Annotated in this window: 24 protein-coding genes; 9 read left to right on the top strand and 15 right to left on the bottom strand. The window is 52.5% G+C overall.

Translation table 11 applies throughout. From position 1 onward, the window contains the following. Positions 1 to 38 precede the first annotated feature (38 nt). The 6 genes from BCF53_RS14900 to BCF53_RS14875 all read right to left on the bottom strand — a co-directional run bounded on the left by BCF53_RS14900 (position 39) and on the right by BCF53_RS14875 (position 6,391). Complete coding sequence (locus BCF53_RS14900; RefSeq protein ID WP_132702779.1) at positions 39 to 740, bottom strand: aspartate/glutamate racemase family protein; 702 nt, start codon at positions 738 to 740, stop codon at positions 39 to 41. A gap of 349 nt (positions 741 to 1,089) precedes the next feature. Beyond that, positions 1,090 to 1,626 (bottom strand): hypothetical protein, encoded by a 537-nt coding sequence (locus tag BCF53_RS14895; protein ID WP_132702777.1) that lies wholly within the window; start codon positions 1,624 to 1,626, stop codon positions 1,090 to 1,092. Positions 1,627 to 1,989: 363 nt separating this feature from the next. After that, positions 1,990 to 3,072 (bottom strand): sn-glycerol-3-phosphate ABC transporter ATP-binding protein UgpC, encoded by a 1,083-nt coding sequence (ugpC, locus tag BCF53_RS14890; RefSeq protein WP_132702775.1) that lies wholly within the window; start codon positions 3,070 to 3,072, stop codon positions 1,990 to 1,992. 27 nt (positions 3,073 to 3,099) lie between these two features. Next, complete coding sequence (ugpE, locus tag BCF53_RS14885) at positions 3,100 to 3,942, bottom strand: sn-glycerol-3-phosphate ABC transporter permease UgpE (protein ID WP_132702773.1); 843 nt, start codon at positions 3,940 to 3,942, stop codon at positions 3,100 to 3,102. Positions 3,943 to 3,955: 13 nt separating this feature from the next. Next, positions 3,956 to 4,777 (bottom strand): ABC transporter permease subunit, encoded by an 822-nt coding sequence (locus BCF53_RS14880; RefSeq protein ID WP_132702892.1) that lies wholly within the window; start codon positions 4,775 to 4,777, stop codon positions 3,956 to 3,958. Positions 4,778 to 5,095: 318 nt separating this feature from the next. Then, on the bottom strand, positions 5,096 to 6,391 hold the full coding sequence (locus tag BCF53_RS14875) for an extracellular solute-binding protein (protein ID WP_132702771.1): 1,296 nt from the start codon (positions 6,389 to 6,391) through the stop codon (positions 5,096 to 5,098). Positions 6,392 to 6,725: 334 nt separating this feature from the next. Here BCF53_RS14875 and BCF53_RS14870 point away from each other — a divergent pair, with 334 nt between their 5' ends. Next, complete coding sequence (locus BCF53_RS14870) at positions 6,726 to 7,076, top strand: rhodanese-like domain-containing protein (RefSeq protein WP_132702890.1); 351 nt, start codon at positions 6,726 to 6,728, stop codon at positions 7,074 to 7,076. 6 nt (positions 7,077 to 7,082) lie between these two features. Here BCF53_RS14870 and BCF53_RS14865 read toward each other — a convergent pair whose 3' ends face one another. Further along, positions 7,083 to 7,448, bottom strand: a complete 366-nt coding sequence (locus BCF53_RS14865; protein WP_132702770.1) for a DUF6164 family protein — start codon at positions 7,446 to 7,448, stop codon at positions 7,083 to 7,085. 113 nt (positions 7,449 to 7,561) lie between these two features. On the opposite strand from BCF53_RS14865, the gene BCF53_RS14860 reads away from it, so the two are divergent. Further along, the gene (locus tag BCF53_RS14860) at positions 7,562 to 8,611 is read left to right on the top strand and encodes an AraC family transcriptional regulator (RefSeq protein ID WP_165901932.1); all 1,050 of its coding nucleotides are present in this window, start codon (positions 7,562 to 7,564) and stop codon (positions 8,609 to 8,611) included. Here the strand turns inward: BCF53_RS14860 and BCF53_RS14855 are convergent. From BCF53_RS14855 to BCF53_RS14840, 4 genes are read right to left on the bottom strand one after another with little or no spacing between them, the layout of a single operon-like run. Continuing rightward, positions 8,529 to 9,677 (bottom strand): ABC transporter permease, encoded by a 1,149-nt coding sequence (locus BCF53_RS14855; protein ID WP_132702766.1) that lies wholly within the window; start codon positions 9,675 to 9,677, stop codon positions 8,529 to 8,531. The genes BCF53_RS14860 and BCF53_RS14855 overlap by 83 nt on opposite strands. Positions 9,678 to 9,686: 9 nt before the next feature. After that, positions 9,687 to 10,856, bottom strand: coding sequence for an ABC transporter permease (locus tag BCF53_RS14850; protein ID WP_132702764.1), 1,170 nt, complete (start codon positions 10,854 to 10,856; stop codon positions 9,687 to 9,689). Continuing rightward, positions 10,853 to 11,839, bottom strand: a complete 987-nt coding sequence (locus BCF53_RS14845) for an HlyD family secretion protein (RefSeq protein WP_132702762.1) — start codon at positions 11,837 to 11,839, stop codon at positions 10,853 to 10,855. Before BCF53_RS14845 ends, BCF53_RS14850 begins: the two co-directional genes overlap by 4 nt. A gap of 44 nt (positions 11,840 to 11,883) precedes the next feature. Further along, positions 11,884 to 13,233 (bottom strand): TolC family protein, encoded by a 1,350-nt coding sequence (locus BCF53_RS14840; protein WP_132702760.1) that lies wholly within the window; start codon positions 13,231 to 13,233, stop codon positions 11,884 to 11,886. 188 nt (positions 13,234 to 13,421) lie between these two features. Here BCF53_RS14840 and BCF53_RS14835 point away from each other — a divergent pair, with 188 nt between their 5' ends. Then, positions 13,422 to 14,285, top strand: coding sequence for a CHAD domain-containing protein (locus BCF53_RS14835; protein WP_132702758.1), 864 nt, complete (start codon positions 13,422 to 13,424; stop codon positions 14,283 to 14,285). 1 nt (position 14,286) lies between these two features. Here BCF53_RS14835 and BCF53_RS14830 read toward each other — a convergent pair whose 3' ends face one another. Then, positions 14,287 to 15,099 carry a GNAT family N-acetyltransferase gene (locus BCF53_RS14830; protein WP_165901931.1) on the bottom strand — a complete coding sequence of 271 codons (813 nt, stop codon included), beginning with the start codon at positions 15,097 to 15,099 and terminating at the stop codon, positions 14,287 to 14,289. Between the two features lie 98 nt (positions 15,100 to 15,197). Between BCF53_RS14830 and BCF53_RS14825 the strand changes: the two genes are divergently transcribed. Both BCF53_RS14825 and BCF53_RS14820 read left to right on the top strand, forming a co-directional pair. Next, positions 15,198 to 17,024 carry a Na/Pi cotransporter family protein gene (locus BCF53_RS14825; RefSeq protein WP_132702754.1) on the top strand — a complete coding sequence of 609 codons (1,827 nt, stop codon included), beginning with the start codon at positions 15,198 to 15,200 and terminating at the stop codon, positions 17,022 to 17,024. 15 nt (positions 17,025 to 17,039) lie between these two features. Beyond that, a complete protein-coding gene (locus tag BCF53_RS14820) occupies positions 17,040 to 17,294 on the top strand; it encodes a hypothetical protein (RefSeq protein ID WP_132702752.1) in 255 nt (84 codons plus the stop codon). Positions 17,295 to 17,315: 21 nt separating this feature from the next. On the opposite strand, the gene BCF53_RS14815 is transcribed toward BCF53_RS14820, so the two are convergent. Further along, positions 17,316 to 17,588, bottom strand: a complete 273-nt coding sequence (locus BCF53_RS14815) for an oxidative damage protection protein (RefSeq protein WP_132702750.1) — start codon at positions 17,586 to 17,588, stop codon at positions 17,316 to 17,318. A gap of 221 nt (positions 17,589 to 17,809) precedes the next feature. On the opposite strand from BCF53_RS14815, the gene BCF53_RS14810 reads away from it, so the two are divergent. Further along, complete coding sequence (locus BCF53_RS14810) at positions 17,810 to 19,792, top strand: PAS domain-containing hybrid sensor histidine kinase/response regulator (RefSeq protein WP_132702748.1); 1,983 nt, start codon at positions 17,810 to 17,812, stop codon at positions 19,790 to 19,792. Between the two features lie 40 nt (positions 19,793 to 19,832). Here the strand turns inward: BCF53_RS14810 and BCF53_RS14805 are convergent, their stop codons facing one another. After that, the gene (locus BCF53_RS14805; protein WP_132702746.1) at positions 19,833 to 20,708 is read right to left on the bottom strand and encodes an AraC family transcriptional regulator; all 876 of its coding nucleotides are present in this window, start codon (positions 20,706 to 20,708) and stop codon (positions 19,833 to 19,835) included. Positions 20,709 to 20,813: 105 nt separating this feature from the next. Between BCF53_RS14805 and BCF53_RS14800 the strand changes: the two genes are divergently transcribed. Both BCF53_RS14800 and BCF53_RS14795 read left to right on the top strand, forming a co-directional pair. Further along, the gene (locus BCF53_RS14800; RefSeq protein WP_132702744.1) at positions 20,814 to 21,086 is read left to right on the top strand and encodes a glutaredoxin family protein; all 273 of its coding nucleotides are present in this window, start codon (positions 20,814 to 20,816) and stop codon (positions 21,084 to 21,086) included. Positions 21,087 to 21,107: 21 nt separating this feature from the next. Beyond that, positions 21,108 to 22,559: a dihydrolipoyl dehydrogenase gene (locus BCF53_RS14795; protein ID WP_132702742.1), complete on the top strand. Its 1,452-nt coding sequence runs from the start codon at positions 21,108 to 21,110 to the stop codon at positions 22,557 to 22,559. A gap of 771 nt (positions 22,560 to 23,330) precedes the next feature. Here BCF53_RS14795 and BCF53_RS14790 read toward each other — a convergent pair. Continuing rightward, positions 23,331 to 23,966 carry a class I SAM-dependent methyltransferase gene (locus BCF53_RS14790; protein WP_132702740.1) on the bottom strand — a complete coding sequence of 212 codons (636 nt, stop codon included), beginning with the start codon at positions 23,964 to 23,966 and terminating at the stop codon, positions 23,331 to 23,333. 135 nt (positions 23,967 to 24,101) lie between these two features. On the opposite strand from BCF53_RS14790, the gene BCF53_RS14785 reads away from it, so the two are divergent. Then, positions 24,102 to 24,653, top strand: a complete 552-nt coding sequence (locus BCF53_RS14785) for a nucleotidyltransferase family protein (protein WP_132702738.1) — start codon at positions 24,102 to 24,104, stop codon at positions 24,651 to 24,653. Positions 24,654 to 25,200: the final 547 nt, after the last annotated feature.

Genomic DNA, 25,200 nt, shown 5'->3' with positions numbered 1-25,200 from the left:
TTGCTCCGTCTGAGTCTGGGGTGAATGCTGTTGCCGGTTTACATCTCTTTATCCAGGATGAACCGCACCAGCGCCTCGCTGTGGCACTTCAGGGTATCGATCAGTGGAATGGAACAGGAGGCATCCTTCAACAGAATCGGAAATTCCGTGCAGCCGAGAATCACCGCCTGGGCGCCTTGTGCCGTCAGCGAGTCGATAATCTCCAGGAAGATCGCCCGGGTTGGGTCATCAAATACACCGACCGACAGTTTGTTATACAGCAGATCCTGAATTTCAGTTTGCCCGGCAGCTGAGGGCACAAGGGCTTCGATCTGATACGAATCCCGCAGGCGGTCTTTAATGAAACCTTCCGACATCGTGAAGCGCGTACCGATCAGCCCTACCGTATCGAGCCCCTGTTTGCGCAGCTGAGCGCCGGCGGCATCGGCAATGTGCAGTATAGGCGTGGAAAGCGCGGCCTGTACTTGCTCATAAACCTTGTGCGGCGTATTGGCGCACAGGGCAATGCCATCGACGCCAACGCTCTGCAGCTCCAGTGCAGCCTCTGTCACGATATCGGCGATTGCATCCCAGCGGTCAGCCCGCTGCAGATCGTGAATTTGCTTTTGGTTCAGGTTAATTAGCCGAAGCGGCGGGTTGGTGTTGTCACCATAATGGTCATTGATGGCCTGATTGAGCATCGCGTAGTATTCAACGGTAGAGTGCCACGATGTTCCGCCAATAAGCCCCAGTTTTTTCATTTGTAGATCCTAAAAGTATGCATTGTCATGTGGGCGATTGCTCAGGCCGGTCGCTGCTCGATAACCCGAATGACAAAGTTGTCACACAACGCAGTACGCTGCTTCATAGGCTTCCGTTATAAATCCAGCAAATGAAACGTATTCAGAGCCTGCTGACAGGCTTGAGGATAGGAAGCGATGAAAAAGATAACCAATAGCTTGGTTCATTGCCAGTTTAAGTATAAGAGCGGCATTGGAGCCAACGGTCACGCAACAGAACCCTACGTAACCGGCACAGCAAGCGTACCCACGGAGCCGGCCACTCTGTGATCGCAGCGCGGCAGACTCCGTGTTTTGTTCGGTTATTGGCTTATTGCTTTACAAAGACCCGTTCAAAATTTAAGGCGTTCGGCCGGAGTTCCGCACTAGAGGCGTCATTGATGCCAGAGTCATCACCGACATAAAGCGCGGTGCCGTCGATGTAATAAATAGTGTATTCATCGATGTCAAATTCAGCGCCATTGTATATTTCAATGTGAGTGTCTATCTCTGTTGCCTGCAAACCACCGCTGGTGGTGACATCACTGCCTAAACTAAAATAACCGCTGGATGTCGGGTTGGGTGCATAATCAAAGGAAGTCAAGCAAGATGAGTCAGTGTAATTCTGAATGCTGGAACTGAATGTACTGCCGGTAAACTCCAGCGCAACAATATCGTAGAGCGTTTCCGGGTCTTCCTGATCCACAGCGCTGCAGGATTTTAGCCATGAGCCTTCCAGTTCTGTGGTGGATGGAGTGTTATTTTCGACGGTTGAGGGTACAGCCTCATCAACGGTGCTGCCGCCCTCACTGCCACAACCGGAAATCAATACTGCTGAAGCCAAAAAGCTAATGAATTTATTGTTCATACTCTGTCCTTTGAGATTAATAATTTTTTTAAAAACTCTCTGCAATCCTGATCACTTACCTGTGTCACCATGCACCCAGACGAATCAGGCCGTGCCTGACTTTTCAGAAGGGCAGTCGCTGTTTGTCTCTGGGTTAAAACGGCAGTACAGGGGCCAGTTGTCTGGGTTGATGGGCAAAAAAGCCTGCACGGGTTAGCGTGCTAGAGAAAACTGGAAAGCAGGTGCACAGCCGGGTTGGTTATCTCCGGCTGCGTAAGAAAAATTATACACTACTTGTGAATTGATTCATCTACGTGGTTATTCTATGTGTATATTTTCAGAGTTAGAGGGTGAGCTGCCCAACAAACAGTTTGTTGGGTGTCGTCAGCCATGGTCGATGCGCTTACCGGTCTCCACATCAAACAGGTGCAAATGTTTAGGCTCAAACACAACCCCCAATTGATCTTCACTGTGCTGATCAAAGTGTGGCAGGTTCAGGGTGCAATCGGTGCCGGCAATTTTACCGTGCAGCAGTTGGCTGGTGCCCAGTTCTTCCGAGAGGCCGGTTTCAAAATTCAGTAGCGGCCGCTGGCCGTTCTGTGTCAGTGCTAAATGCTCGGGGCGAATACCCACAGTGACGTTGCGGCCCGGTTCAACCCGGTTTGCCATTTCGGCAGGCAATTGAATGGTCTGGCCGTCATTCAGTGTCATTTCGTTGGCCGATGTGACGCGGGCTTCAAACAGGTTCATGGCCGGTGCGCCCAGGAAGGTCGCGACAAAAATATTCGCTGGTTGATGGTAAACCTCTTTGGGTGTCCCCACCTGTTGAATCTCACCCTGATTCAGTACCACCAGTCGGTCGGCCAGCGTCATGGCTTCGACCTGATCGTGGGTTACAAATACCGAGGTGGTTTTCAGCTTGCGTTGCAGCTGTTTAATCTCTAAACGCATTTCGGCGCGCAGGCGGGCATCCAGATTGGAAAGCGGCTCATCAAACAAAAACAGTTTGGGGCTGCGTACCATGGCTCGGCCCATCGCCACACGCTGGCGTTGCCCGCCGGAAAGCTGGCTGGGTTTGCGTTCCAGGTAATCTGTCAGCTGCAGCATTTTTGCGGCTTCGGTGACTTTGCTGTTGATCTCTTCTTTGCTGACGCCCCGGTTTTTCAGCCCGTAAGCCATGTTTTTGTACACGCTCATGTGCGGGTACAGGGCGTAGTTTTGAAACACCATGGCAATGTCACGCTTGGCGGGCAGGCGTTCATCCACGCGCTCTTCTGCAATATGAATTTCACCCCCGGTGAGCTGTTCCAGCCCGGCAATGGTGCGCAGAATGGTCGATTTTCCACAGCCGGAAGGGCCGACCAGTACCAGGAACTCGCCCGGTTCTATTTCCAGTGAGACACCCCGCACAGCGCGGTGGCCGTTCGGGTAAGTTTTTTCAATGCTGCTGAGTTTTAATGCACCCATGATATTCAGGCTCCTATAAATCTGTAATTACTTTTCACTGTCAACCAGGCCCTGAATGAACCAACGCTGAAATATCACCACCACCGCAACCGGTGGCAGCATGGAAAGAATGACCATGGCAAAGGCCACGCTGTAATCGGGAATGCGCGCTTCACGCATGACGCTGAGTATGCTCTTAATGCCCATTACAATGGTGTAATAGGATTCTTCCGTGGTCATCATCAATGGCCACAGGTATTGGTTCCAACCGACTACAAACATAATGATGAACATGGCGGCCATCATGGTGCGCGAAAGCGGCACTAAAATATCTATGAAGAAACGGAACGGCCCGGCGTTATCCAGTTGCGCCGCTTCCAGCAGTTCATCGGGAATGGTTTTATAAAATTGCTGGAAGTAAAAGGTGGCGGTGGCCGAGGCAATTAATGGCACGATCAGACCGGTATAGCTGTTAAGCATACCCAGCTGGCTGACCACTTCGTAAGACGGCACAATGCGCACCTCCAGTGGCAGCAGCAGGGTGCTGAAGATGATCCAGAACAATAGCTGCGCAAACGGAATGCGGAAGTAAACCAGCGCATAGGCCGCACACATAGAAACAATAATTTTGCCGATGGCAAAGCCCAAACCCATGATGGCGGAATTCAGCAACATGCGTGCGCCGGTGGCCACATCGGTAAAGCCGCTGGCTTCGGTCAGTGCAATTTTGTACGCGCCGAAGCCCTGACTGCCCGGCAGCAATTGCAGGCCATCTTTAACAATGGTTTCAACGGTATGGGTGGAGCTGGCGAACAGCAACCAAACCGGCAGCAATAGAAACAGAACGCCTGCCCACAAAATAATATGATCAATAAGACTGATTTTTTTCATCGTTATGCGCCTGTCAGTAGTGAATTTTGCGTTCAATAAAACGGAACTGAACGAAGGTGAGCGAAAGCACCAGCAGCATGAGCACAACCGATTGGGCAGAGCTGAGGCCTAAGTCGGCACCCAGGAAGCCATCCTGATAAACCTTATACACCAGTGTGGTGGTGCGTCCGCCGGGGGTGCCCTGGGTCAGGGTGTCGATAATGCCGAAGGTATCGAAGAAGGCGTAGGTGATGTTAATCACCAGCAGGAAGAAGCCGGTGGGTGCCAGCAGCGGGAAGGTGATGGTCCAGAAGCGGCGGCGTTCGTTGGCGCAATCGAGCGCGGCGGCTTCGCGCACGGCTTTGGGTATGCCCTGCAGGCCCGCGAGAAAGAAGACAAAGTTCACAGGTATCTGCTTCCAGACAGACACCAGTATCAGCAGGGCGCTGGCGTCAACGGCGTCGGCCTCGGGGTTAAACTGCCAGCCAAGGCTGTTTAAGAAGTCGTACATCACGCCGATGTGGCGGTTAAAGATAAAGTAGGCGGTAATGCCGGCTACGGCTGGTGCAATGGCGTATACCCAGGTAATCAATACCCGGTAGGTCGATTGCATATGCAGTACAGCGTTGGCTTTAACGGCCAGGATCAGGGCCGTGCCGAGCGATAAAAACGCCACCAGTGCCGAGAACACTATCGAGAAGCCAAACGAGTATAAATACTCGGCCGAATTAAACAGGTACTGGTAGTTTTCCAGCCCGACAAATTCGCGTGACATGCCCCATGGGTCTTCCAGCATAAAGCTCAGGTAAGCCGCCTGCAGTGCCGGCCAAATAAAGAATATGGCGATAATCAGCATTTGCGGGGCAATAAACAGGTAAGGGATGATCGGGTGCGAAAACTGTACGCGTTTGTTAGCCACAAAAATTCCTTTCGGGTAAAGCGGTGTGTTTAATTTTTACGGGGTGTTGCCGATTACTGACGGAGACTCTTTTTAAAGGTCGCTGTAAATTCATCCTTGTACGCTCGGCTTTGCGCATTCGCGCGCTCAGACGCCTTTAAAAAGAATCTCCGTTAGCAAACTTCAGGTTTGTACTATTTTTCGGAACGGGGGCTGAGCACCTGAAAAGGCACCCAACCCCGGAAGTCGTTCTTGTAAATTTAAAAACGACAGAACTTATTTAACCGTACGGGCAAAACGCTCCAGGTTACGGTTAGCATCGGTTTCAATTGCTTTTAAGGCAGCCTCTACAGTTGTTTCACCCGACATGATGCGATCCATCTCGCGATAAATAGACTCACGCGTCTGTACGTAAAAACCTAAGCGGTAGCCCTTGGTCCATTCACCCTCATCCAGGCTCAACTGTTTAATACCCACCTCGGCATCCGGGTTTGCTGCATAGTAGCCGTCGTCTTTGGCCAGGTTGTAAGCGGCATTGGTGATCGGCACGTAACCGGTTTCTCTGTGCCAGAAGTACTGGGTTTCAGGCTTGGTCAGATAGTTGAAGAAGGCGGCAACGGCTTCGTATTCTTTATCGGTATGGCCGGCCATAGCGAACAGCGCAGCGCCGCCAATAAAGGTGGTGCCGGCATCTTTATTGATGCTTTCCCAGTAAGGCAGGTAGCTGGTGCCGAAGTCGAAATCAGCCGAGGTTTTCAGACCACCGAACGAGCCGGAAGAGCCGATCCACATAGCCACTTCTTTTTTCACGAAGGCATTCTCGTTATCGCCCCAGACCCGGCCGTAATAGCCGTAATAGCCTGCGTCTTTCCATGCTTTTACATGTTCCAAATGCATTTTCAGGTGCTTATTGTTGTACATCACCTTATTTGGCAAACCGGAAAAGCCGTTGTCTTTATCCGCCATTTGCAGATCGTGACGGGAGTGAAAGTTTTCAAAGAAAATCCACGGCGTGTGCGATTGTGCCAGTGCAACATAGCCCTTCTGCTTCAGTTTTTCTGCCGTTGTTTCAAATTCTTCCCAGGTTTTTGGTGGCTTAACACCGGCGTCTGCCAACATGGCTTTGTTGTAGTAAAGAACCGGAGTAGAGCTGTTGAATGGCATGCCGATCATCTTGTCATTCGCGTCGGCATAGAAGTAACGGACACCCGGTACATAGCTGTTAATATCGAACTCATAGCCGTTATCAACCAGTATGTCTTCAACTGAAAGTGCCGCGCCTTTTGCGTTGATAATGGTGGCTGCACCGGCATCAAAAATCTGAATGATGGCTGGGGCTTCACCGGCACGGAAGGCAGAAATACCGGCGGTGATTGTTTCTTCGTAACCACCTTTGTAGATCGGCGTGATTTTGTAATCAGATTGCGAAGCGTTAAACTCGGTTGCCATTGCATTCACGGTATCACCGAGAGAGCCACCCATGGCGTGCCACCATTCAATTTCGGTCGCAGCAGAAGCCAGGCCGGATAGTAAGCCTGCACTCAAGGTTAATGCCTTAAGAGTTTTGTTCATCGGTCAGATCCCTTTTTATTTCAGTAGAGAATTTTTTGGTGCTGGTTCACAGCGCCATGAAAGAGGGGAGAATGTAGAAGACGCAGATGAAATTCGTATGTATATTTTGTGACTTTTTTATGGCAGAAAGGTGCTGTTTTTGATGCTATTGAGCAGCGCCTGTCGATGTCTGGTTTTGGGATCCTTTTACAGGTAAAACACTCAAATAGTTGTTAATTTGGCGCTCTCTGTCATCGGGTGAAACAGTCTGTCATGAAAAACTGTGGGCAGTCCGGTTGCAAAACCCGTATCTTTATCAGGTTTTAAATTGAGTTAATTGAAGGAGTGAAATGTGATGTTTTTTAAAAGGCTGTTTGCCACTATTGCTGTTGCGCTGTCTTTCGCCGGTGCCGTACAGGCCGATGAACAGGCTAAGGCCTGGCTGGAGCAGGGTGTACTCATTGATACACGAACCGAGAACGAATTTAACGCAGGCCATATCGAAGGTGCGGAGCTGATCCCGTACGATGAAATCGCCATGCAGATCGCCTCCATCGCTGAAGATAAGTCCACCCCGATTCTGCTTTACTGCCGCAGTGGCCGCCGTGCAGGCGTTGCCGAGCAGGCATTGCAAAGTTTGGGCTATACCAATGTGCGTAACTTAGGTGGTATCGATCAGGCCAAAGCCGCACTGGCCGTCAACTGAGCCGTTCTATTTAAAGAACTGCAGCATGGGTAAAAGGGTAAACGCCAGCACGATCACAATCAGCAGTAAGTAAGCCAGTACCTGCAATGGGGATTGGCTTAACAGCTGCCAAAAGCTGGCTACCTTGCCAGCCTTTTTATCCTGTTCATACTGCTGCTGAACCCTTTCCCGGTGTTCTCGCTGAAACGCCTCTATCAGCTCACGCGCGACACCGAAATCGTCATCATCCTTCACCCAGATTGCACCAATGGATATGCCCCAGCGCCCCGCATCGGTTTCAAAAAACTCAATATCCTTGTCGGTGAGCAGAGCCCGAATGGCGTCGGCTTCTTCTTCAGGTACATCTTTCAGGCGGAATACAATTTTAGACACGGTGGCTCCCAGGGTTATTGGCGGGGCTATGGTAGCTGCTGGGTTTTCGACATTCCACTGAACTCAGGTAGAATCGTTGCAACTTGTCAGGTCTGAAGGTAGAGGAGTTCAGCTTGCAGTATTCAGTTTTGAACAGCTGGCCACGATTGATTGTTCGTATTCTGGAGCAAAAGGGCATTAATGCTGTGACACTGCTGAACCGGTTGGCGATCAGCCCCGATGCTCTGGAAGACCCGAACGCCCGCATTCGCACCATCGACGTGCTCAAGCTTTGGCACCTGGCCGCAGAAGCCTGCGGTGAACAGCTGCCCCTGCTTATCGCCAAAAACGTCAATGCCAGCACCTTTCATGCGCTGGGCTTTGCCATGGCAACCTCGGCGACCGGCTACAGTGCCATTAAGCTGTTTGCCCGCTATTACCCCATTATGACCACCTCGATGCACATTCAGTTGATGGAAACCGATGATCGGGTTGGCCTGCGTATTTCTGCCTCCGAGCTGGTCAATGTGCTGAAAGACCGCAACGACTTTCAACAGGTGAGCCTTGCCATTCAACAGATGCGCGAAGCCGGTGTGCTAGGGCTGATCGCGGTTTGCCGGAATCTATTCGGCGTGCATTTCAGTGCAGAGCGGCTCAAGCTGAGCCGCAGCCTGGGCGATATGTTCGGGCCGTATCAGGCGTTTGTGCAGTGTGAGCTGACCGATGGCACGCAGTTCGATGAAATCTGGCTGAACAAAGCACAGCTGATGAAGCCGCTGCCGTCATCCAACCCGCAGCTGGCCAAGGTGAACGAGCAGATTCTGAAAAGCTACATCAACATGATGCGCAGCGACATCGGCTCGCTGGTGGTTTCGGAGATTATCCGGCAACTGCCCGATGGCGGCATTACCCAAACTTCGGTGGCCGAGCAGCTGAACCTGTCGTCACGCACGCTGCAGCGGCGTTTGGCGGAGCGTAAGCTGAGCTTCCGTAAGCTGCTGAACGATACCCGGCGCGAACTGGCGTTGCAGTATATTCAGCATGAGAACATTCCGGTGCTGGAAATCAGCTACCGGCTCGGGTTTTCCGAGCCGGCTAATTTTACGCGGGCGTTTCGCCAGTGGACCGGTGCTTCTCCTGCCACCTACCGACTACAACAAAGCGCAGTAGCAAACCAAGGCTGAGCCAGATAAAGGCGTTGCGCCAGCCCTCGGTCAGGTCTGGCCGGTGATTCAGATAAGCCACATCGAGCAGGGCATTGATGCCCCAGGTTGAGGGCAGCCACTGGGAAACATAGACCAGCCAGTCGGCCATGCCCAGCTCCGGCCAGCTCACGCCCGAGATCATCAGCAATGGCACCGAGATGGGCAGGCTCCACACCAGTGCCGTTTCCTGTTCACGGAAGAACGCCGTGAAGGTCATGGCAAAGCCGACGGCTCCGAGCACAAAGGGCAGGGAGACATCCAGAAACGCCAGGCCGTTGCCGGTAAAGAAGATGGATTGCCGCGGCAGCATCAGCCGGAAGAAAAAGGTAATCAGCGCCAGCCCAATCAGGCTGTACAGCACCAGGTGCGTTACCCAAACGCCAAACGGGTGACCCACCGGCCGGTTCATTTCAAAGCGGTAGCCCCAGTGCATGCCAATGCCCATCACCAGTATCTGATGCACCATCACGATGAACACCGCCGGCACCAGGTATTGAAGGTAGCTGGCCTCGGGGTTAAACAACTGGGTAATGTTGACGCTGATAGGGTTGGCCATCGCCTCGGCGCTGACCGAGTTGCCTTCCAGCGAGTAAAAAACACCCAGCCGGATGTCTTTGTTTATCGCCTGAATGGTTAGGGTAAAGGCTTTAGCGGCGGTGCTGTAGACCAGAAAGTTATCGGTTTTACCGCCGTAGGGAATGGTCACCTGTTGCTGCAGACCAATGCGCTCGCTGGTATCGGCCGGGAAGTGACTGAAAAACTGCGCCTCAGGGTAGGCCGCCCAGTCGGCTTCGTTCGGTTCGCCGGGCAATACCGCGATGACCTTCAGTTGCGGTGTGGCATCCAGCTTGTGAATCCACTCGCGGGTATCCACGCTGTTTTCGTTGTCCCAGACGATCATCGGTACATCATCGACCACGGCGTGCTCGTAAGGCAGCGGGTAAAACAACGAATAGGTCAGCGGTGCGACTATCAGAATAACCAGCACGCCCTTGTGGCGGTACAGCCAGGCACATTCCTGTAAAAAACTGCTCATCGTACTCATAGGGTGTCCTTAGTGCTGATACCAGAGGGCTTTGTTGTAAATTCGCTTCTTCAGCGCCAGCAGAGCCAGCAGGCTGTACACCAGTGTGAAACCGGCCAGCGGCAGCAGGTAGGGCACAACATCAACCAGTTTTGCCTGCCAGTGCAGGATCGCATTTTGGGCTTCGTACAGGTGCGTTACCGGCAGAAAGGCGCGCCAGGTTTGGGAAAACCAGTCCATGTTGAAAGTCGGGTAGGTAATGCCAACAAACGAATAGGCCGGCGTGGTGAAAAAGGCGCCCATGCTCAGCGACATACGGTAGGAAGAAAACAGCGCAGCGAAGCTCATGCCAATGGCCATATAGCACAGTTGGGTCAGCAGCCCGGAAACGATCAGCGCGCCCAGCGAGGCGTAAGCATGAGCATCGAGCAGCGCGAACACATAAACATCGATGGCAATGAGCCACAGCGCCAGAACCACGGTGGGGATGAGCATTTTCGAGAAAATGGCCGTCAGGAAGTGTTTTTCCGAGGTTTCGTACCAGTCGGCAATGGTGCCGTCTTTCAGCTCTTTACCAAAGACAATGATAGACACCGTCATCACCATAATGTGCCAGATGTGCGGCAGCAAAGTAGCCAGCAGGAAGGATTGGTAGTTCAAATAGCTGTTGCCCAGCTTGGCGCTGGTGGTGGCAATGGGGATCACATTGGCCAGTGCCTGATCATAGCTCTGACCGGCGGCCATCAGCGAAACCACGCTTTGAGACAACGAGCTGCGAATAACACCGCCCAGCACCTCACCGGAAAGCACATTGCCGAGCATCAGGCTCTGCTCATTCACATAGGCGTTAATCTCAATCTGCTCGCCGGTTGAAAGCTTGCGCTCCAGGCCTTCCGGCAGAATCATAAAGCCAAAGGTTTCGTGGCTTTTTACCCGCGCGATCGCCTCTTCGGTGGTGTTCAGTACCTGTCGCAGGTCCACCTTGGGGCTGGCATTGATGTTAAAGATGGTATCCCGTGAAGAGGATGAGCCGTCCAGATCGACAACATCCATCGGCACCTCATAAACCGTGGGCACGCTGTAGATGCCGGCAAGCAGCACAAAGCACACCATCGGTAACAGAAACAGCGCCGCCCAATAGGTGGGTTGGCTGATCAGGCGCAGCCATTCACGCTTTAAACCGGCGGTAAAACCACTCATTCGGCAGCCTTAGGCAGGGTGATCACGGCGGACATACCGGCGCGGTAACCCGGCTCAATGACGGCCGGGCGGGCACGCACTTCAAAGGTTTTCAGATCGTATTCGCCCGGTTTGCTGGCCTGCCAGGTGGTGTAGCTGCCCATGCTGGACACGTAATAGACCGTGAAGGATACGTCTTTATCAAAGGAAGGCAGGTAGGCCTCAAACTCGGTGCCGTTGCTGAACAGGCTCAGCAGATCTTCAGTGATGTGGAAGCGGATGTAGGCCTCGCTCATATCGATCAGCGTCACCACCGGGAAGCCGGCCGGTGCAATTTCGCCTTCGTTGATCAGGATAGAACTGACTTCACCGGCTTCAGTCGCGGTAATGCGGGTTTCCGCCAGAGCGACCTGCAATTCGGCCATTTGCGCCTGGGCTGCTTTAAGGTCGCTTTCGGCGGCATCTTTCAGTTCTTCTTCGGTGCCTTTTAACGCCATTTGATATTGCTCATTGGCCGCTTCTTTCACGTACTGAGCCGATTTTGCCTGAGCCTTGGTTTCATCCAGTTGCTGTTCAGAGATCAGCCCGTCGTCAAACAGGTTCTGTACCCGGGCCAGCGATTTCTGGGCCAGCTCGGCGCCGGCTTCGGCGCGCATCAGGTTATCTTTCGCCATTTCAATCTCTTCAGAGCGGGCACCGCGATTGGCGCGATCTTTCATCGCTGTTTTTGCTGAGATTAACGCCTCAACCTGTGCTTTTTTCGCATCCAGCTCGGGGCTGTCGAGTGTGAACACCAGATCACCCGGCTGCAGAATGTCGCCCTCTTTAACCTCAACGCTGCCGACACGGCCGGCAAGTTTGGCGCTGACCCGTTGCTCCGGTGCATCGAAATGCGCCTGAATGATGTTGCTCTGATCCTGATCCTGTGTGAAATAGCCGAAGCCGATAAAGGCCAGCAGGCCAATCAGATAGAGTACGGTGATGATACTGGTTGAACGTTTCATAGTGCTTCCCGAAGAAATTAGGTGTCTGGGCTATTGGGTTTGGATTATGGGTTTACGCCGTCGGTAAACCCGGGCATGTCCTGCATAAACTGCAGGAAGCGATCTATCTCGCCGGTCAGCGCGGCTAAATCAGCCAGCGCGGTGTAGTAGTCGTACAGCGCCTTGTGGCTTTCCAGCTGAATGCCGGTGACCAGCAGGTGGGCGTCCACTTCATCAAGCGCGGTGCTTACCCCCTGAATAAAGGCTTTTTGCTGCAGGCGTAAGTTTTCATCGGCCAGCTCTTTGCTGGATTGCAGCGACAGGTAGCTGTTCTCGGCGCTTTCTAACGACAGCACTGCCTGAGTGGCATAGAGCGTTAAATCGCGTCGCACCTGCTGGGCTTTTAAATCGGCCGATTCCGACAGCGCTAAGTAGCTCAGCTTGGTGGCCGAGCGGTTGCCGCCGCCGTACAGCTTCCATTGCAGGCTGGCCCCGACCACCCATTCCGGCTCCAGTGCGGTGAGGTCATCTTTGGCCAGCTCCATTAACCCGAACAGCGCCACGGTGGGCTTCATGGCGCCTTCGGTGGCCTTCACGCCGGCATTGGCTTTATCCTGATTGGCGCTGATCTGCGCCAGTATGGGGGAGCGTGACAGCACCATGTCGCTGATGCGGTGTTTTTCCGGCAGCGGAATATCGACATACACCAGCCGTTGCGCCGGTGCGATGGCATCAGATTTAAACATCGCCTGGTACGCCGACAGCGCCAGTTCGTAATCATCGGCCGCCTGCTGCCATTCGCGTCGGGCTTTATCGCGTTCCACTTCCGATTGCAGGCGCTGGGTATGGGCAATGCTGCCTTCCTGCTCCATGCGGATGGCGCGCTCCAGATGTTTCTGCAGGTTGTCTAGGGCCAGCTTGCGGGTGGCCAGGTTTTGCTGCGCCAGCTCCACGCCCAGGTAACGGCGAACAAAGGTGGTGAACAGAGCGTCTTCAATCTGCTGTTTTTTGGCGGTGCTTTCGGCAATGTCGGCCTGTGCCGAATCAATGCCGGCGCTGATCTGGCCGCCGGTATACAGCGGCATGGTTACCGTAAGCTCGGTATTCCAGAAGGTCTGATCCTGCACCTCGTAGTCGAGGTTGCCCAGGCCATAGGCGCTGAGATCCATCGACAGCGTAATGTCATCGTTCATCACGTTGTACTGGCTGGCAAGGCTGACCGTCGGCTGACGCAGGTCTTTGGCATTCTCCAGCTGCGCCTGTTCTGATTCGACAACCTTCTGTTGCGAAGCCAGATCGGCATTTTCCTGCTTCAGCAGCGCCCAGGCGTCAGATAAGGCATCGTTGGCAAAAACGGAACTGGTCAGGGTAAGAGCCATTGCCAGACGGCAGGCAGACCGGAAGTGAGCGTTCATTCGTACTCCTTTTTTCAGATGCGCAGAGTGTACTTGTCAAAATCTGCCACCTCTTATCCCTTTGCGCCAAACGCTTGTCATTTACGCTTATTTTATTTGCGCACGTCGGTCACACCGGTTCGCGGAGCTCGGGGCGGTTTTGGGCTATATTTATTGCATCAGGTCAGCCGTTTTTTTGGGTGAAAACAATGAAAAATGTAAAAGCTGTGCAACCTGTTCTGAGCTATAAAATTGCGGAGCAGCTCAATAGTTGCCGGGCGCTGGAAAACAGCATCGCTGCGGAAGGGCGGGATATCGAAACGCTGCACGATTACCGCGTGGCGTTGCGTCGCTGCCGGGCTCTGCTGGGCCTGTTCCGCGAAGCCTACCCGCCGCCCTTCCGTAAGGTGCTGAGCCAGGGTCTGAAGGAGCTGGCGCACAATACCAGTCAGCTGCGTGATCTCGATGTATTCCTGTCTCTGCATGCGCAGTATCAGTCTTGGGTGGCGGATAAGCGCGTACCAGATCTCGATTTATTCTTTGGCGCGATAGCGGCTAACCAACAGCAGCAGGCAGCGCAGCTGCAACAATGGCTGGGCAGTTACCGTTACAAACAGGCGATGCAACAGCTGGTGGAGTTTTTCACCACATACAGCCAGAGCCCGGAAGCGTGCCGCGATGACAAGCAGGTGAAAAAGGCCGTGAAAGCCGCCATCGCTCGCCAGCGTAAAAAAATTAACCGCATCACTGAAGCCATTGAGCGTGACGGACGGGAGCAAGAAATTCATCAGTTGCGCATTGAATACAAAAAACTGCGCTACCTGCTGGAAGCCTTTGGCTATCTGTTTAAAAAAGATAAGTTTCGCGAGCCGCTGCGGCAGTTAAAGCAACAGCAGGAAACGCTGGGTCAGTTTAACGACTGCGCGGTTCAGCTGGCATCGATCGAGAACTTTTCCGCGCTGATGCCGGAACAGGTCGACCGCGGCTTTATCGCCAGGCTGCAGAAAAAACTGACCGGCAAAAAGATTAAGCTGCAGGTGACGATTCTTCAGCAGTTGGCTGCGCAGGCTTGAGCTAAGCCTGCTGATTACGCTCTGGCCACCAACTGAGGCTGCACTGGCGTTCGGTTACCTGAAAGCCCAGGCTCTGATACAGCAGGGTGGCGTGATAATGCTCGTCGGCGACGATGACCAGTGTTTCCACGTGCGGGTTTACCTGCTCGATAAGCCGGGTCAGCAGGGTTTTGGCCACCTTGCGGTTTTCGAACTCGGGGATGACATGCACACTCTGAAAGCGTGCAATCTTGTGCAGATGATAAAGCCCGGCGTAGCCGATCAGGCGTTCACCAGCAAAGGCGCCCATATATTGACCGTAACCCCTGGCTTCGAGCTTCCGGTATTTATCGCGCTTTGCGAGGAGGTAAGGGCGCAGGCTGCTTTCGTCGTGTTCGGTATTCATTTCCTGAATTGAAAGCTGCATCCACTGTTGCCAGTCGGTATCGGATGTCAGCGGGCGCAGGCTAACCTCGGTATTCAGGGTTAACGGTTTTGTGAACGTGCTTCTTGGCTGCGTCAGGATGTGGTCTTCTTCGTAGGCGAAGTGATCTTTGGCAAAGTCTTCCAGACTATTGGCATTGAACTGTTCACAGCGCGGCCAGCTGTAGGTTTCGTGCTTCACCTTTGGCATATCGGCAAACGCCTGCTGAAAGGCCTGTTGCCACTCGCTTCGGCTTTTGCTGTGCAGCGGAACCTTCAGCGCGAGCATGTTGCCGAAGTAGTAGTTGGGGTTATCCGGCGTTCTCAAAACAGTGAACTCATCGTGCTCAATCACTTCGCAGCTGAGGTGATTAATTACATACTCGCTCTGAAAGCCGAGGCCTGTCGTCATAAGGAGATCCGCCTGTTTTTTTCGGCACCATACAAAAGCAACACTGTTTAAGCAACCCATGTAAAAGCCGTCTAAACTGAAAAATAAAAGAGTACTGCATGGTTAGAAGACTGTTCCTGTTCAGCGGCTTAATCTTTTTGTTCGGCTCACTGTGGTGGACTTCTCACGTTCAGCAAATCGGTGCCGGCGTCGCCATCTTTTTGTTTGGCATGCTTTCTATGGACGAAGGGTTCCGTGCGTTTACCGGCGGTACGCTGGAGCGGCTGCTCAGCGTCAGTACCAACCGGCTGTGGAAATCCGTCAGCTTTGGTGTGCTTTCCACCACGCTGGTGCAATCCAGTTCGCTGATCTCGGTGATTACCATTTCGTTTTTAAGCTCGGGGCTGCTGCAGCTCAGTCAGGGCATTGGCATTATTCTCGGCGCGAACATCGGCACCACAACCGGCGCCTGGCTGGTGGCTGCGGTGGGGCTGAAGGTTAAAATCAGCGCCTATGCCATGCCCATGCTGATGGTGGGTATTGTGCTGGTGATGCAGTCGCACAAGTCGCTCAAGGGCATCGGCCACATCCTCACCGGGCTCGGCTTTTTGTTTTTGGGCATCTATTTTATGAAGGAGGGCTTCGATGCCTTCCGCTCGGCGATTGATTTAACCCGCTTTGCCGTGGAAGGCTGGCAGGGCTTATTGCTGTTTACCTTCTTTGGCCTGTTGGCCACGGTGATAATGCAATCGAGCCATGCCACGCTGGTGCTGATTATTACCGCGCTGGCTTCCAACCAGATAACCTACGATAACGCCATCGCGCTGGCCATTGGTGCCAATATCGGTACCACGGTCACCGCGGTTATCGGCGCTATCGGCTCTAATGCGGCTGGCCGGCAACTGGCGGCTGCGCACCTGGTATTCAATGGCATTACCGCGCTGGTGGCACTGATTTTTATTCAGCAGCTGATCCAGAGCGTGGAGTTTTTATCCGCCCTGTTTGGTATTGGCGCAACCGATTACACCCTGAAGCTGAGCCTGTTCCACACCATCTTTAATGTGCTGGGGGTGGCGCTGATCCTGCCGTTTGTGCATAAGCTGGCGGCGTTGTTGCGGCGCATAATCAGCGATGACCGTCGACAGCAGTTAACCCTGCCGGTGCACCGCAAAGATATGCGCAACGAAGAGGTGCAAACCCAGTTCCTTTCCAAAAGCGTTATGGCGCACCCCGATACCGGGGTTAAAGCTATTTTGAGTGAAACCGGGCGACTGTGGGATAACGCCATCGCCGTGATCGCCTACTCGCTATACCTGAACCGCAGCGATATCGAATCTGAACAGAAGATTGCCCTGGCTGTTATCAGTGTGGATGCCAACGCGGAAAAGACCGATGTTGAAGAACTCTACAGCCGTTACATTCGGCCGCTGAATGCCGCCATCTTCGAAGCTGCCAATCAGTTGCCCAAACCCCTGTCGGAAGCGCAGGCGGAAACCATATTTAAAATTAAACTGGCCTGCCGGGATTTGATGAACGCGGTGAAAGATACCAAGCACCTGCAGAAGAACGTGCATAAGTTCAATCAGCACGAGAATGTGGAAATCCGCAAGCAATACCGCAACATTCGAAAGCAGTTGGCAACGGTACTCAACCGCCTGCAGCAAATTATGGTGATCCCGGAAGAAGAAGAGGCACTGGTCGCTTTTGCTGAAGTGCAACAGGCGCTGCAGAAGCAGGATATCCTGTCCAATGGTGAGCTGGATCAGTTAATCGCGCGCGGAAAAATACCGCGTACGCTGATCTCGTCTTTAATGAATGACAGTCAGTACTGTCTGGATATTGGTCAGCGTCTTATTCAAATGGCGCAAACCCTGTATTGGTGTAGTTCCGGTAATGAGCGCTCCGCTGCGGAAAGCCTGATACTGGAAAACGATGAAGTGGCCTGATGGGAGTAAACACTCATGGCAAAAGATAAAAAGCGTCCGGACTGGCTGGAAAAACTGAAAAAGCTGATGAAGGACCCGGACGGTTCCGATAAGAAAAAGCTTAAAAAGACGCTGGCCGAGCTGAAGCAGAAATCCAATGATCTGAAGGATCAGATCGACCAAGAGAAAGATGCCGGGCACCGTGCCGAGCTGAAAGAAAAATGGGCGCTGGTCAATAAGCACCGTAAAAAAGGCATACGGCGCCTGGAAGAACTGAATAAAAAAGACTGATGTTTCTGCCGGTGGAACAGGTTATTCCGCCGGTGGCACGTAGCCTTCTATGTCGTCCACTTCTTCGCCATTCAAAAACTTATTCATCTGGTCAGCTAAGTACTTTCGGTGTTCTTTATCGGTAGCGCTGAGCTGCTTTTCGTTAATCAGCCGGGTCTGATGTGCCTGCCATTCCTGCCACGCCTGGGCAGAAACAGTCTGGAAAATTTCCTGGCCTTTTGGGCCGGGGAAGGGCGGTTTCTCGAGCGCCGGAAGCTCTTGCTTGTGGCGGCTGCAATGCACGGTATTGGTCATAATCGCTTCAAATACTAAGGTTCTGGTCTATTGTACTGCAAGGCAAAGAGCTGTGGCATGCACCTTTTTTCGGATGTTTTAGGCCCGGTTCAAAGTTGTCCTAATTACTTACTGCGCCAGTGGCGCTTTATTGGCAGTATAGGGGCGTAAGCGCACGCCTGATTAGTGTTTGAAATGTTTGTTGAATTTCCTGTATTTGGTCGCTGAGGCATTTATTTTCTATGGATTGGATTTTGTTAGCCCTGGTTGTGAGTTTGTGTATCGCGCTGCTGTTCTGCGTGAACCAGCTGTATGTGCGTAACACCGAAAATAAAAAGCTGAAAGATCAGGTTGAGCTGTTGAACAAGGCGGTCAGTGCCGCCAATGCCGGTATTTTTTATTACAACGTGGCTAAGGGTGAAACCGTCTGGGATGAAAACTCGCTGGAACTCTTCGGCCTGGGCGGTGAACAGCGGGTTATTGATAAGGGCACCTGGGAACGACTCATCCACCCGGAAGATCGTGAGCGGGCCACTGCTAATATGAATAACCTTATCGACGGTAAGGGTAATATCTTCAAGCACAGCTACCGGATTATCCGCCCGGATGGTGAAGAGCGCTGGATATCCGCCTCCGGCTATATTTTGCGGGTCGATAACGTGCCTATTGAGCTCTCCGGTTTCCACTTCGATGCCACCCGGCAACGGCTGCATGAGCAAATGCTGGAAGAAACCAAAGCCCATGCCATTCAATCGATGAACGCCAAAGGCCGCTTTATTGCCAACATGAGCCATGAAATCCGCACGCCGATGAACGCCATTATGGGCGTCATCGATCTGCTGCGGGCCGAGGCCTCTGAAACACAAATGCCGTACATCGAAACCCTGAAGAACAGCAGCGATGTTCTGCTGCGCATCATCAACGATGTGCTCGATCTCAGCCAGATTGAAGCCGGTAAATTCAAGCTGGAAAACCAACCGGTTGAGCTGCGCAAAGTCATCAGCCAATGCCTGGCGGTGTACAAGCAGCAAAGCAGCAGGAAAAGAATTCTGCTGGCCGGCCGGGTGGATGCCCGCGTACCGCTGAAAATATTGGCCGATTCCGCGCGCCTGCAGCAGGTGCTGATGAATCTGATCAGTAACGCCTTTAAATTTACAGACCACGGCCAGATACTGCTTAGGGTTGATGTTAAAGACGAAAAACTGGTCTTCTCTGTGTGTGATACCGGCATTGGTATCAGTGAAGAAAACCTCGATCAGCTGTTTAATCGTTTCAGTCAGGCCGATGCAACAGCAACGCGGAAATACGGCGGCACTGGCCTGGGGCTTTCCATTGCTAAAGAAATTGTCGAACTTTGGGGCGGTGAAATCAGCGTGAACAGCAAGTTGGCTGAAGGCACCTCCTTTACCTTCACCATGCCCTGTTTGGATCCGGAGCTGGCTATTCAGCCGAGTCACGATACCGTTTTATTCTGTACGGCTTCGAAAATTCTGGTCGACTTGTGGCAGGAAGACAGCAACGCACCCGCTGTTATCTGGGTAAAAAATGTCGCCGAATTTAACAACGCCATGGCGCTGCCTAAGGTGGATCGATTAGTGGTGGATTGCCGGTTCCCAGAGGCCAGCGCTTCGGATCTGGCATCTAAGGTGCGCAATAGATTCGCCGGGGTGGATGTAACCTTCATCGGCTGCGACAGCAGCATGCAGAAAATTCATAAGCGTGACCCGCGTGATAAGTTTGCCAGTTGGCCGTTGCTGGTCAGTAATTTATGGCTGGCCAATAAGGTTTGCAAGCAACCAAAACCGGCTGGGGTGGCGAAAAAGAAAATACCGGATTTCAGCCACATCACAATTCTGGGTGTCGACGATAACGCCACCAACCTGCTGGTTTTATCCGGGCTGTTAAAGCGCTTTAAGGTGAAGTGCCTAACCGCGGAGAGTGGTAAAAAGGCCATTGAGCTGGCCGGCAAGCATCGGTTCGATATGGTGTTGATGGATTACGACATGCCGGAGATGGATGGCCTGGAAGCGACCCGCAGAATAAATGCGATGAATCAAACGCTGGTGATTGGTCTTTCAGCGCACGTGGGTGAGTATTTTGAAAACGAGGCACTCACGGCCGGCATGGCCGGATTTTTAACGAAGCCGATAAATCAGCGGGATCTTGAAAAACTTTTGCTGAAGCATTTTAAGCCGATGAATGACCCGGTTGTGAAAGCGCTATAACTTGCCACAACCAATACAAAACGGATTACCTGGCGGCAACTCAACGGCTTTTACGCAGCTTCCCCGGCGATAAATTAAAAAACTTTTTAAACGCTTTGCTGAACGCCGCTTCCGATGAATAACCGCTTTCCAGTGCAATCGCCAGCATCGATTCTTTACTTTCCATGAGCCGCTTTTTAGCGCGCTGCATGCGTGTATCGGTTAAATACCCCTTGGGTGAAACGCCCACCATTTTGGTGAATTTATCAGTAAAGGCAGTACGCGACATAGCGGCGTTTTTTGCCAGCTGATCTATGCTCCAATACGCCTCTGTTTCGCCATGAATGCAATTTAATGCCTCGCCAATTTGCGGGTCTATTAGCGCTGATAGGTAATTTATATCTTTAGGGTGCTCGGCCACATGCAGCCGAATGAGCTGAATAAACAGCGCCTCGGTGAGTTTATCGATCATTGCCTCACTGCCGGGTGAAGGCGACTTCGCCTCTACAGCAATCACCTGCGTCAGCGACCGTAACCAGTCAAGGCCCGGTGTGCGCTCTGCCTTAATGTGAATAAAGCAGGGCAGGTCTTTCACGAAGGGGTGCTCAATGGAACTGTCGTAATTGAAGGTGCCGCACAGCAGGGTGATGTCGGCATCGTCATTTTCATTGAGCTGTTCGGGTGAATTCAGCTCATCGGAAAGTGTATGCGCACCGCCGGCAGGGAAGGCAATGATATCGCCGGTTTTCAACTGTACCGGTTCCGCGCCCTGCTGCACCAGCCAGCAACCGCCTTTAACCACCACGTGGAATGCGCCGGTGTTGTGGCTTTCCGGCCAGGCCATTTTCCAGGGCGCGTCAAAGCCGCCGCAAAAATAGGTACTGCCCTTCAGGCGAATGGCTTTAAGAACATCCGTTAAGGCGTCGGTTGAATCCATGCCGTCGATTCCGAAAAAATGACAAAAAACACCGACATTATTGCATAGTTTGTCCAGTTCACAGCCCCCATAATTTCTTCATCGATCCAGTTGGGAGAACGAATCATGCAGCACCAAACCCAGGTTAAGCATTTGTCTTTATATCATTACAACAGTTGTCCATTTTGTCTGATGGTGAAAATGGACATTAAACGCGCCGGCCTCAGCATTGAGAACCGCGATATTCAAAAGCACAAAAAGTTTGAAAAAGAGCTGATCAAAGAGGGCGGTAAGCGCCAGGTGCCGTGCCTGCGCATTGAAAAGAGCAACGGTCGCGTACAGTGGTTGTATGAATCGAGTGATATCATCCAGTGGTTAAGAAGCTACCAGCCAGCCTAAGCCCAATAACAGGAGCAGACGATGAGTGACGTAAGAAATTTAACTGTTGATGTTGCCATTATTGGCACCGGCACTGCCGGCATGGGTGCTTACCGGGCCGCTAAAAAACACACCAACAGCATCGCCGTGATTGAAGGTGGAAACTACGGCACAACCTGTGCGCGGGTTGGCTGTATGCCCAGCAAACTGCTAATTGCCGCAGCCGAGGCCGCGCATCAGGCGCAGCATACCGGCCTGTTCGGTATTACAGTGGATAATGTCAAAATCGACGGTAAAGCCGTCATGCAACGGGTAAAAGCCGAGCGCGATCGCTTTGTCGGTTTTGTACTGGAAACCATCGACGAGTTCGACCCAAACCATAAGGTTCAGGGCTATGCAAAGTTCATGGATGCCCACACCCTGCAGGTAGACGACCATACCCGCATTACCGCCGAGCGCATTGTTATCGCAACCGGTTCACGACCGGTTTACCCCGGCTTTTTTAAGGCAGCGGAAGACCGCCTGCTGACCAACGATGATATTTTTGAACTGGATGATCTACCGGAATCCGTCGCCGTATTTGGGCCGGGTGTGATTGGTCTGGAAATTGGACAGGCACTGTCGCGCTTGGGTGTAAAGGTGAAAGTATTTGGCGTTCGCGGGTCGCTGGCAACGCTTTCCGACCCGGCTGTGAAACAGCAGGCTTACGATATTTTCTCGGATGAGTTTTATTTAGATACCTACGCAGAGGTGGAAACCATTAAGCGGGTGGACGGCGGCGTAGAGATTTTCTACAAAGATAAAGCAGATGTAATGCAGAAGGAGGTATTCCAGTACCTGATGGCCGCTACCGGTCGTGCGCCCAATATCGATAAGCTGGATATTGAAAATGCCGGTGTGACTGTTGATAAAAACAGCGTACCGGAATTTGACCCCTATACCCTGCAGACCAGCCAGCCGCATATCTTTATTGCTGGTGATGTAAACAACCAGCTCACATTGCTGCACGAAGCGGCCGACGAAGGCCGCATTGCCGGCGGCAATGCCGGGCGTTACCCCAATATTCGAGCCGGGCATCGCACAGTGCCACTGGGCATTGTATTTACCGACCCGCAAATGCTCACCGTGGGTGAAGGATACGCCGCGCTCGAAGCCCGTCAGCCCGATTGCTATGCCGTGGGCAAGGTTGAGTTTTCCGGTCAGGGGCGCAGCCGCGTTATGGGCAAAAATAAAGGCATACTGCGGGTTTACGCCCAGCAGGGCACCGGCCAGTTTTTGGGGGCAGAAATGGTTGGCCCCGCGGCAGAGCACATTGGCCACTTGCTGGCCTGGGCACTGCAGCAGAAGCTCACGGTGAACGAGATACTGGCCATGCCTTTTTATCACCCGGTTATTGAAGAGGGTGTGCGCACCGCCTTCCGTGATGTCAGCTCGCAGCTGCACCTGGGAGCCGAGCTGGTGAAGGGGTGTATTGATTGCGGGCCGGGGGCTTGATTGGTTTTCTGGACTGTATGGTAAGCGCATACAGATGCGGATGCCGGTGGCGGGTTTGTCGGGCTGAAGCCCGACCTACAAATGAGTCGAGGTTGTAGGTTGGCCTTCAGGCCAACACAGTTTACCTCTGAACTTGGAGTTGGGTTGTCGGGCTAAAGCCCGACCTACAAATGAGCCGCAGTTGTAGGTTGGTCTTTAGGCCAGCACAGGTTGCTGCTGAATTTGCGGTTGGGTTGTCGGGCTAAAGCCCGACCTACAGATGAGCTGTGGTTGTAGGTTGGTCTTCAGGCCAACACAGATTGCCGCTGAACTTGGGGCTGGGTTGTCGGGCTGAAGCCCGACCTACAGATGAGCTGTGGTTGTAGGTTGGCCTTTAGGCCAGCACAGGTTGCTGCTGAACTTGGAGTTGGGTTGTCGGGCTAAAGCCCGACCTGCAGATGAGCTGTGGTTGTAGGTTGATCTTTAGGCCAACACAGTTTAGCTCTGAACTTGGGGCTGGGTTGTCGGGCTAAAGCCCGACCTACAAATGAGCTGTGGTTGTAGGTTGGTCTTTAGGCCAACACAGATTGCCGCTGAACTTGGGGCTGGGTTGTCGGGCTGAAGCCCGACCTACAGATGAGCTGTGGTTGTAGGTTGGCCTTCAGGCCAACACAGGTTGCTGCTGAACTTGGGGCTGGGTTGTCGGGCTAAAGCCCGACCTACAGATGAGCCGAGGTTGTAGGTTGGTCTTCAGGCCAACACAGGTTGCTGCTGAATTTGGGGCTGGGTTGTCTACCTGGCTTTGATGGCATGAGCTGTAATATGGCAATGGCCCTTCCGTTGGAATACCCGTTTGCTTAAAAGCTTCAGCCCGGCTTCGGCGAGTTCAACTTCCAATTCGTTCGCCGTAGTAATTTGTCGGTAAGGTAAGCCATTCCTATAGGTTAAGTAGCTTTCTGCTTCAGAAGTGCAGAGGCTGCTTACAAAGAATACGCCGTTTGGTTTTAGCGCCTTATTCACATTATTCAAAAAGATTGATCGATCATCATCGATAATGCAGTGTAGGCAATTGCCGTCAATCACTACATCGAATTCGGTTTCAAATTGATAGTTTGGTTGAGTTAAATCTCCTACCGAATAGTGTCCAGAAATACCGAAAGACTGAGATTTTTCCCTGGCCCATTCGATAGCGGTTGGAGAAATGTCTATGCCGAAAGTTTCATAACCACGCTCAGAAAATGCCCGGCAATGGTGGCCTTCTCCGCAGCCAAGTTCCAGTAACTGACCCAGTGGCAATGGCTGATCTATCTCGAAAAAACGATCGATCAATTGGGCGTTGAGTAATCGCTGGTTACCACCCCAGCCATTGAAGCCTTGCTTCCTAATTTCAACGTAGATATCGTCATGGACTAAATAATTTGGTTTCATGTGTTTTGTTATTGGCTCACTGTTGATAGCTAAATTATAACAGCCCTGCGGCAAATGAATCTGCTGCGGATGCCTGAACTTAACCCTATCTATTAAACCTCACCAGAAAATTTTTATATAGCAAAGGAGCCTTCATTGAACTATGACGCTGAGGTCATCGGCTGGCTAACGGACGATAGCTACCGCATGGAAGCATTAGCCGCAGCAGCAACGCTAGAGTTAAACGATTGGTGCCTGGCTGCGGGCTTTGTTCGTAACCTCATCTGGGACAGGTTGCATAAACTAAAGCAACCCACGCCACTCAATGATATTGATCTGATTTATTTTGCTGCTGACGAGACCTCCGCAGAGCAGGATTTAGCATACGAGCAGCAACTGCAGGCATTAACCGATCATCCCTGGTCGGTAAAGAACCAGGCGCGCATGCATCTGCGTAATCACGACCGGCCTTATACATCTACGGCCGATGCGATGAGCTATTGGGTAGAGGTGGAAACGGCCGTTGGTGCCCGGCAATTGTGTGATCAGCAGATTGAAATCATCGCCCCGTTTGGTTTGGCGGCAAACTTTGCGAATACTATTACGTTGAATGCTAAGCGGCCCAAGCCACGAGATTTTATGACGCGTGTTGAAGGGAAAGGCTGGCAGGAAAATTGGCCGAATTTACAGCTGGTCATGTCGGGCTGAAGCCCGACCTACAGATGAGCCGAGGTTGTAGGTTGGTCTTTAGGCCAACACAGGTTGCCGCTGAACTTGGAGTTGGGTTGTCGGGCTGAAGCCCGACCTACAGTTGAGGCGTGGTTGTAGGTTGGTCTTTAGGCCAACACAGTTTACCTCTGAACTTGCGATTGGGTTGTCGGGCTGAAGCCCGACCTACAGATGAAGCGTTGTTGTAGGTTGGTCTTTAGGTCAACATAGGTTGCTGCTTAATTTGCGGTTGGGTTGTCGGGCTGAAGCCCGACCTACAGATGAGCCGAGGTTGTAGGTTGGCCTTTAGGCCAACACAGGTTTCTGCTGAATTTGGGGATGGGTTGTCGGGCTAAAGCCCGACCTTCAGATGAGCTGTCGTTGTAGGTTGGTCTTTAGGCCAACACAGGTTGCCGCTGAACTTTGAGTTGGGTTGTCGGGCTGAAGCCCGACCTTGTATCTCTCCAGGGAAGTTGTTTAGCTGATAACTTTCCGAGAGCCAGGTGAATCTGAGACCGACCTTAGTGCTTTGACACTGCTTTGTAGA

The organism is Reinekea marinisedimentorum (assembly GCF_004341165.1).
Classification (GTDB): Bacteria; Pseudomonadota; Gammaproteobacteria; order Pseudomonadales; family Natronospirillaceae; genus Reinekea; species Reinekea marinisedimentorum.
The sequence above is the reverse complement of the archived record's forward strand: the minus strand, read 5'-3'. Positions and strand labels throughout refer to the sequence as shown.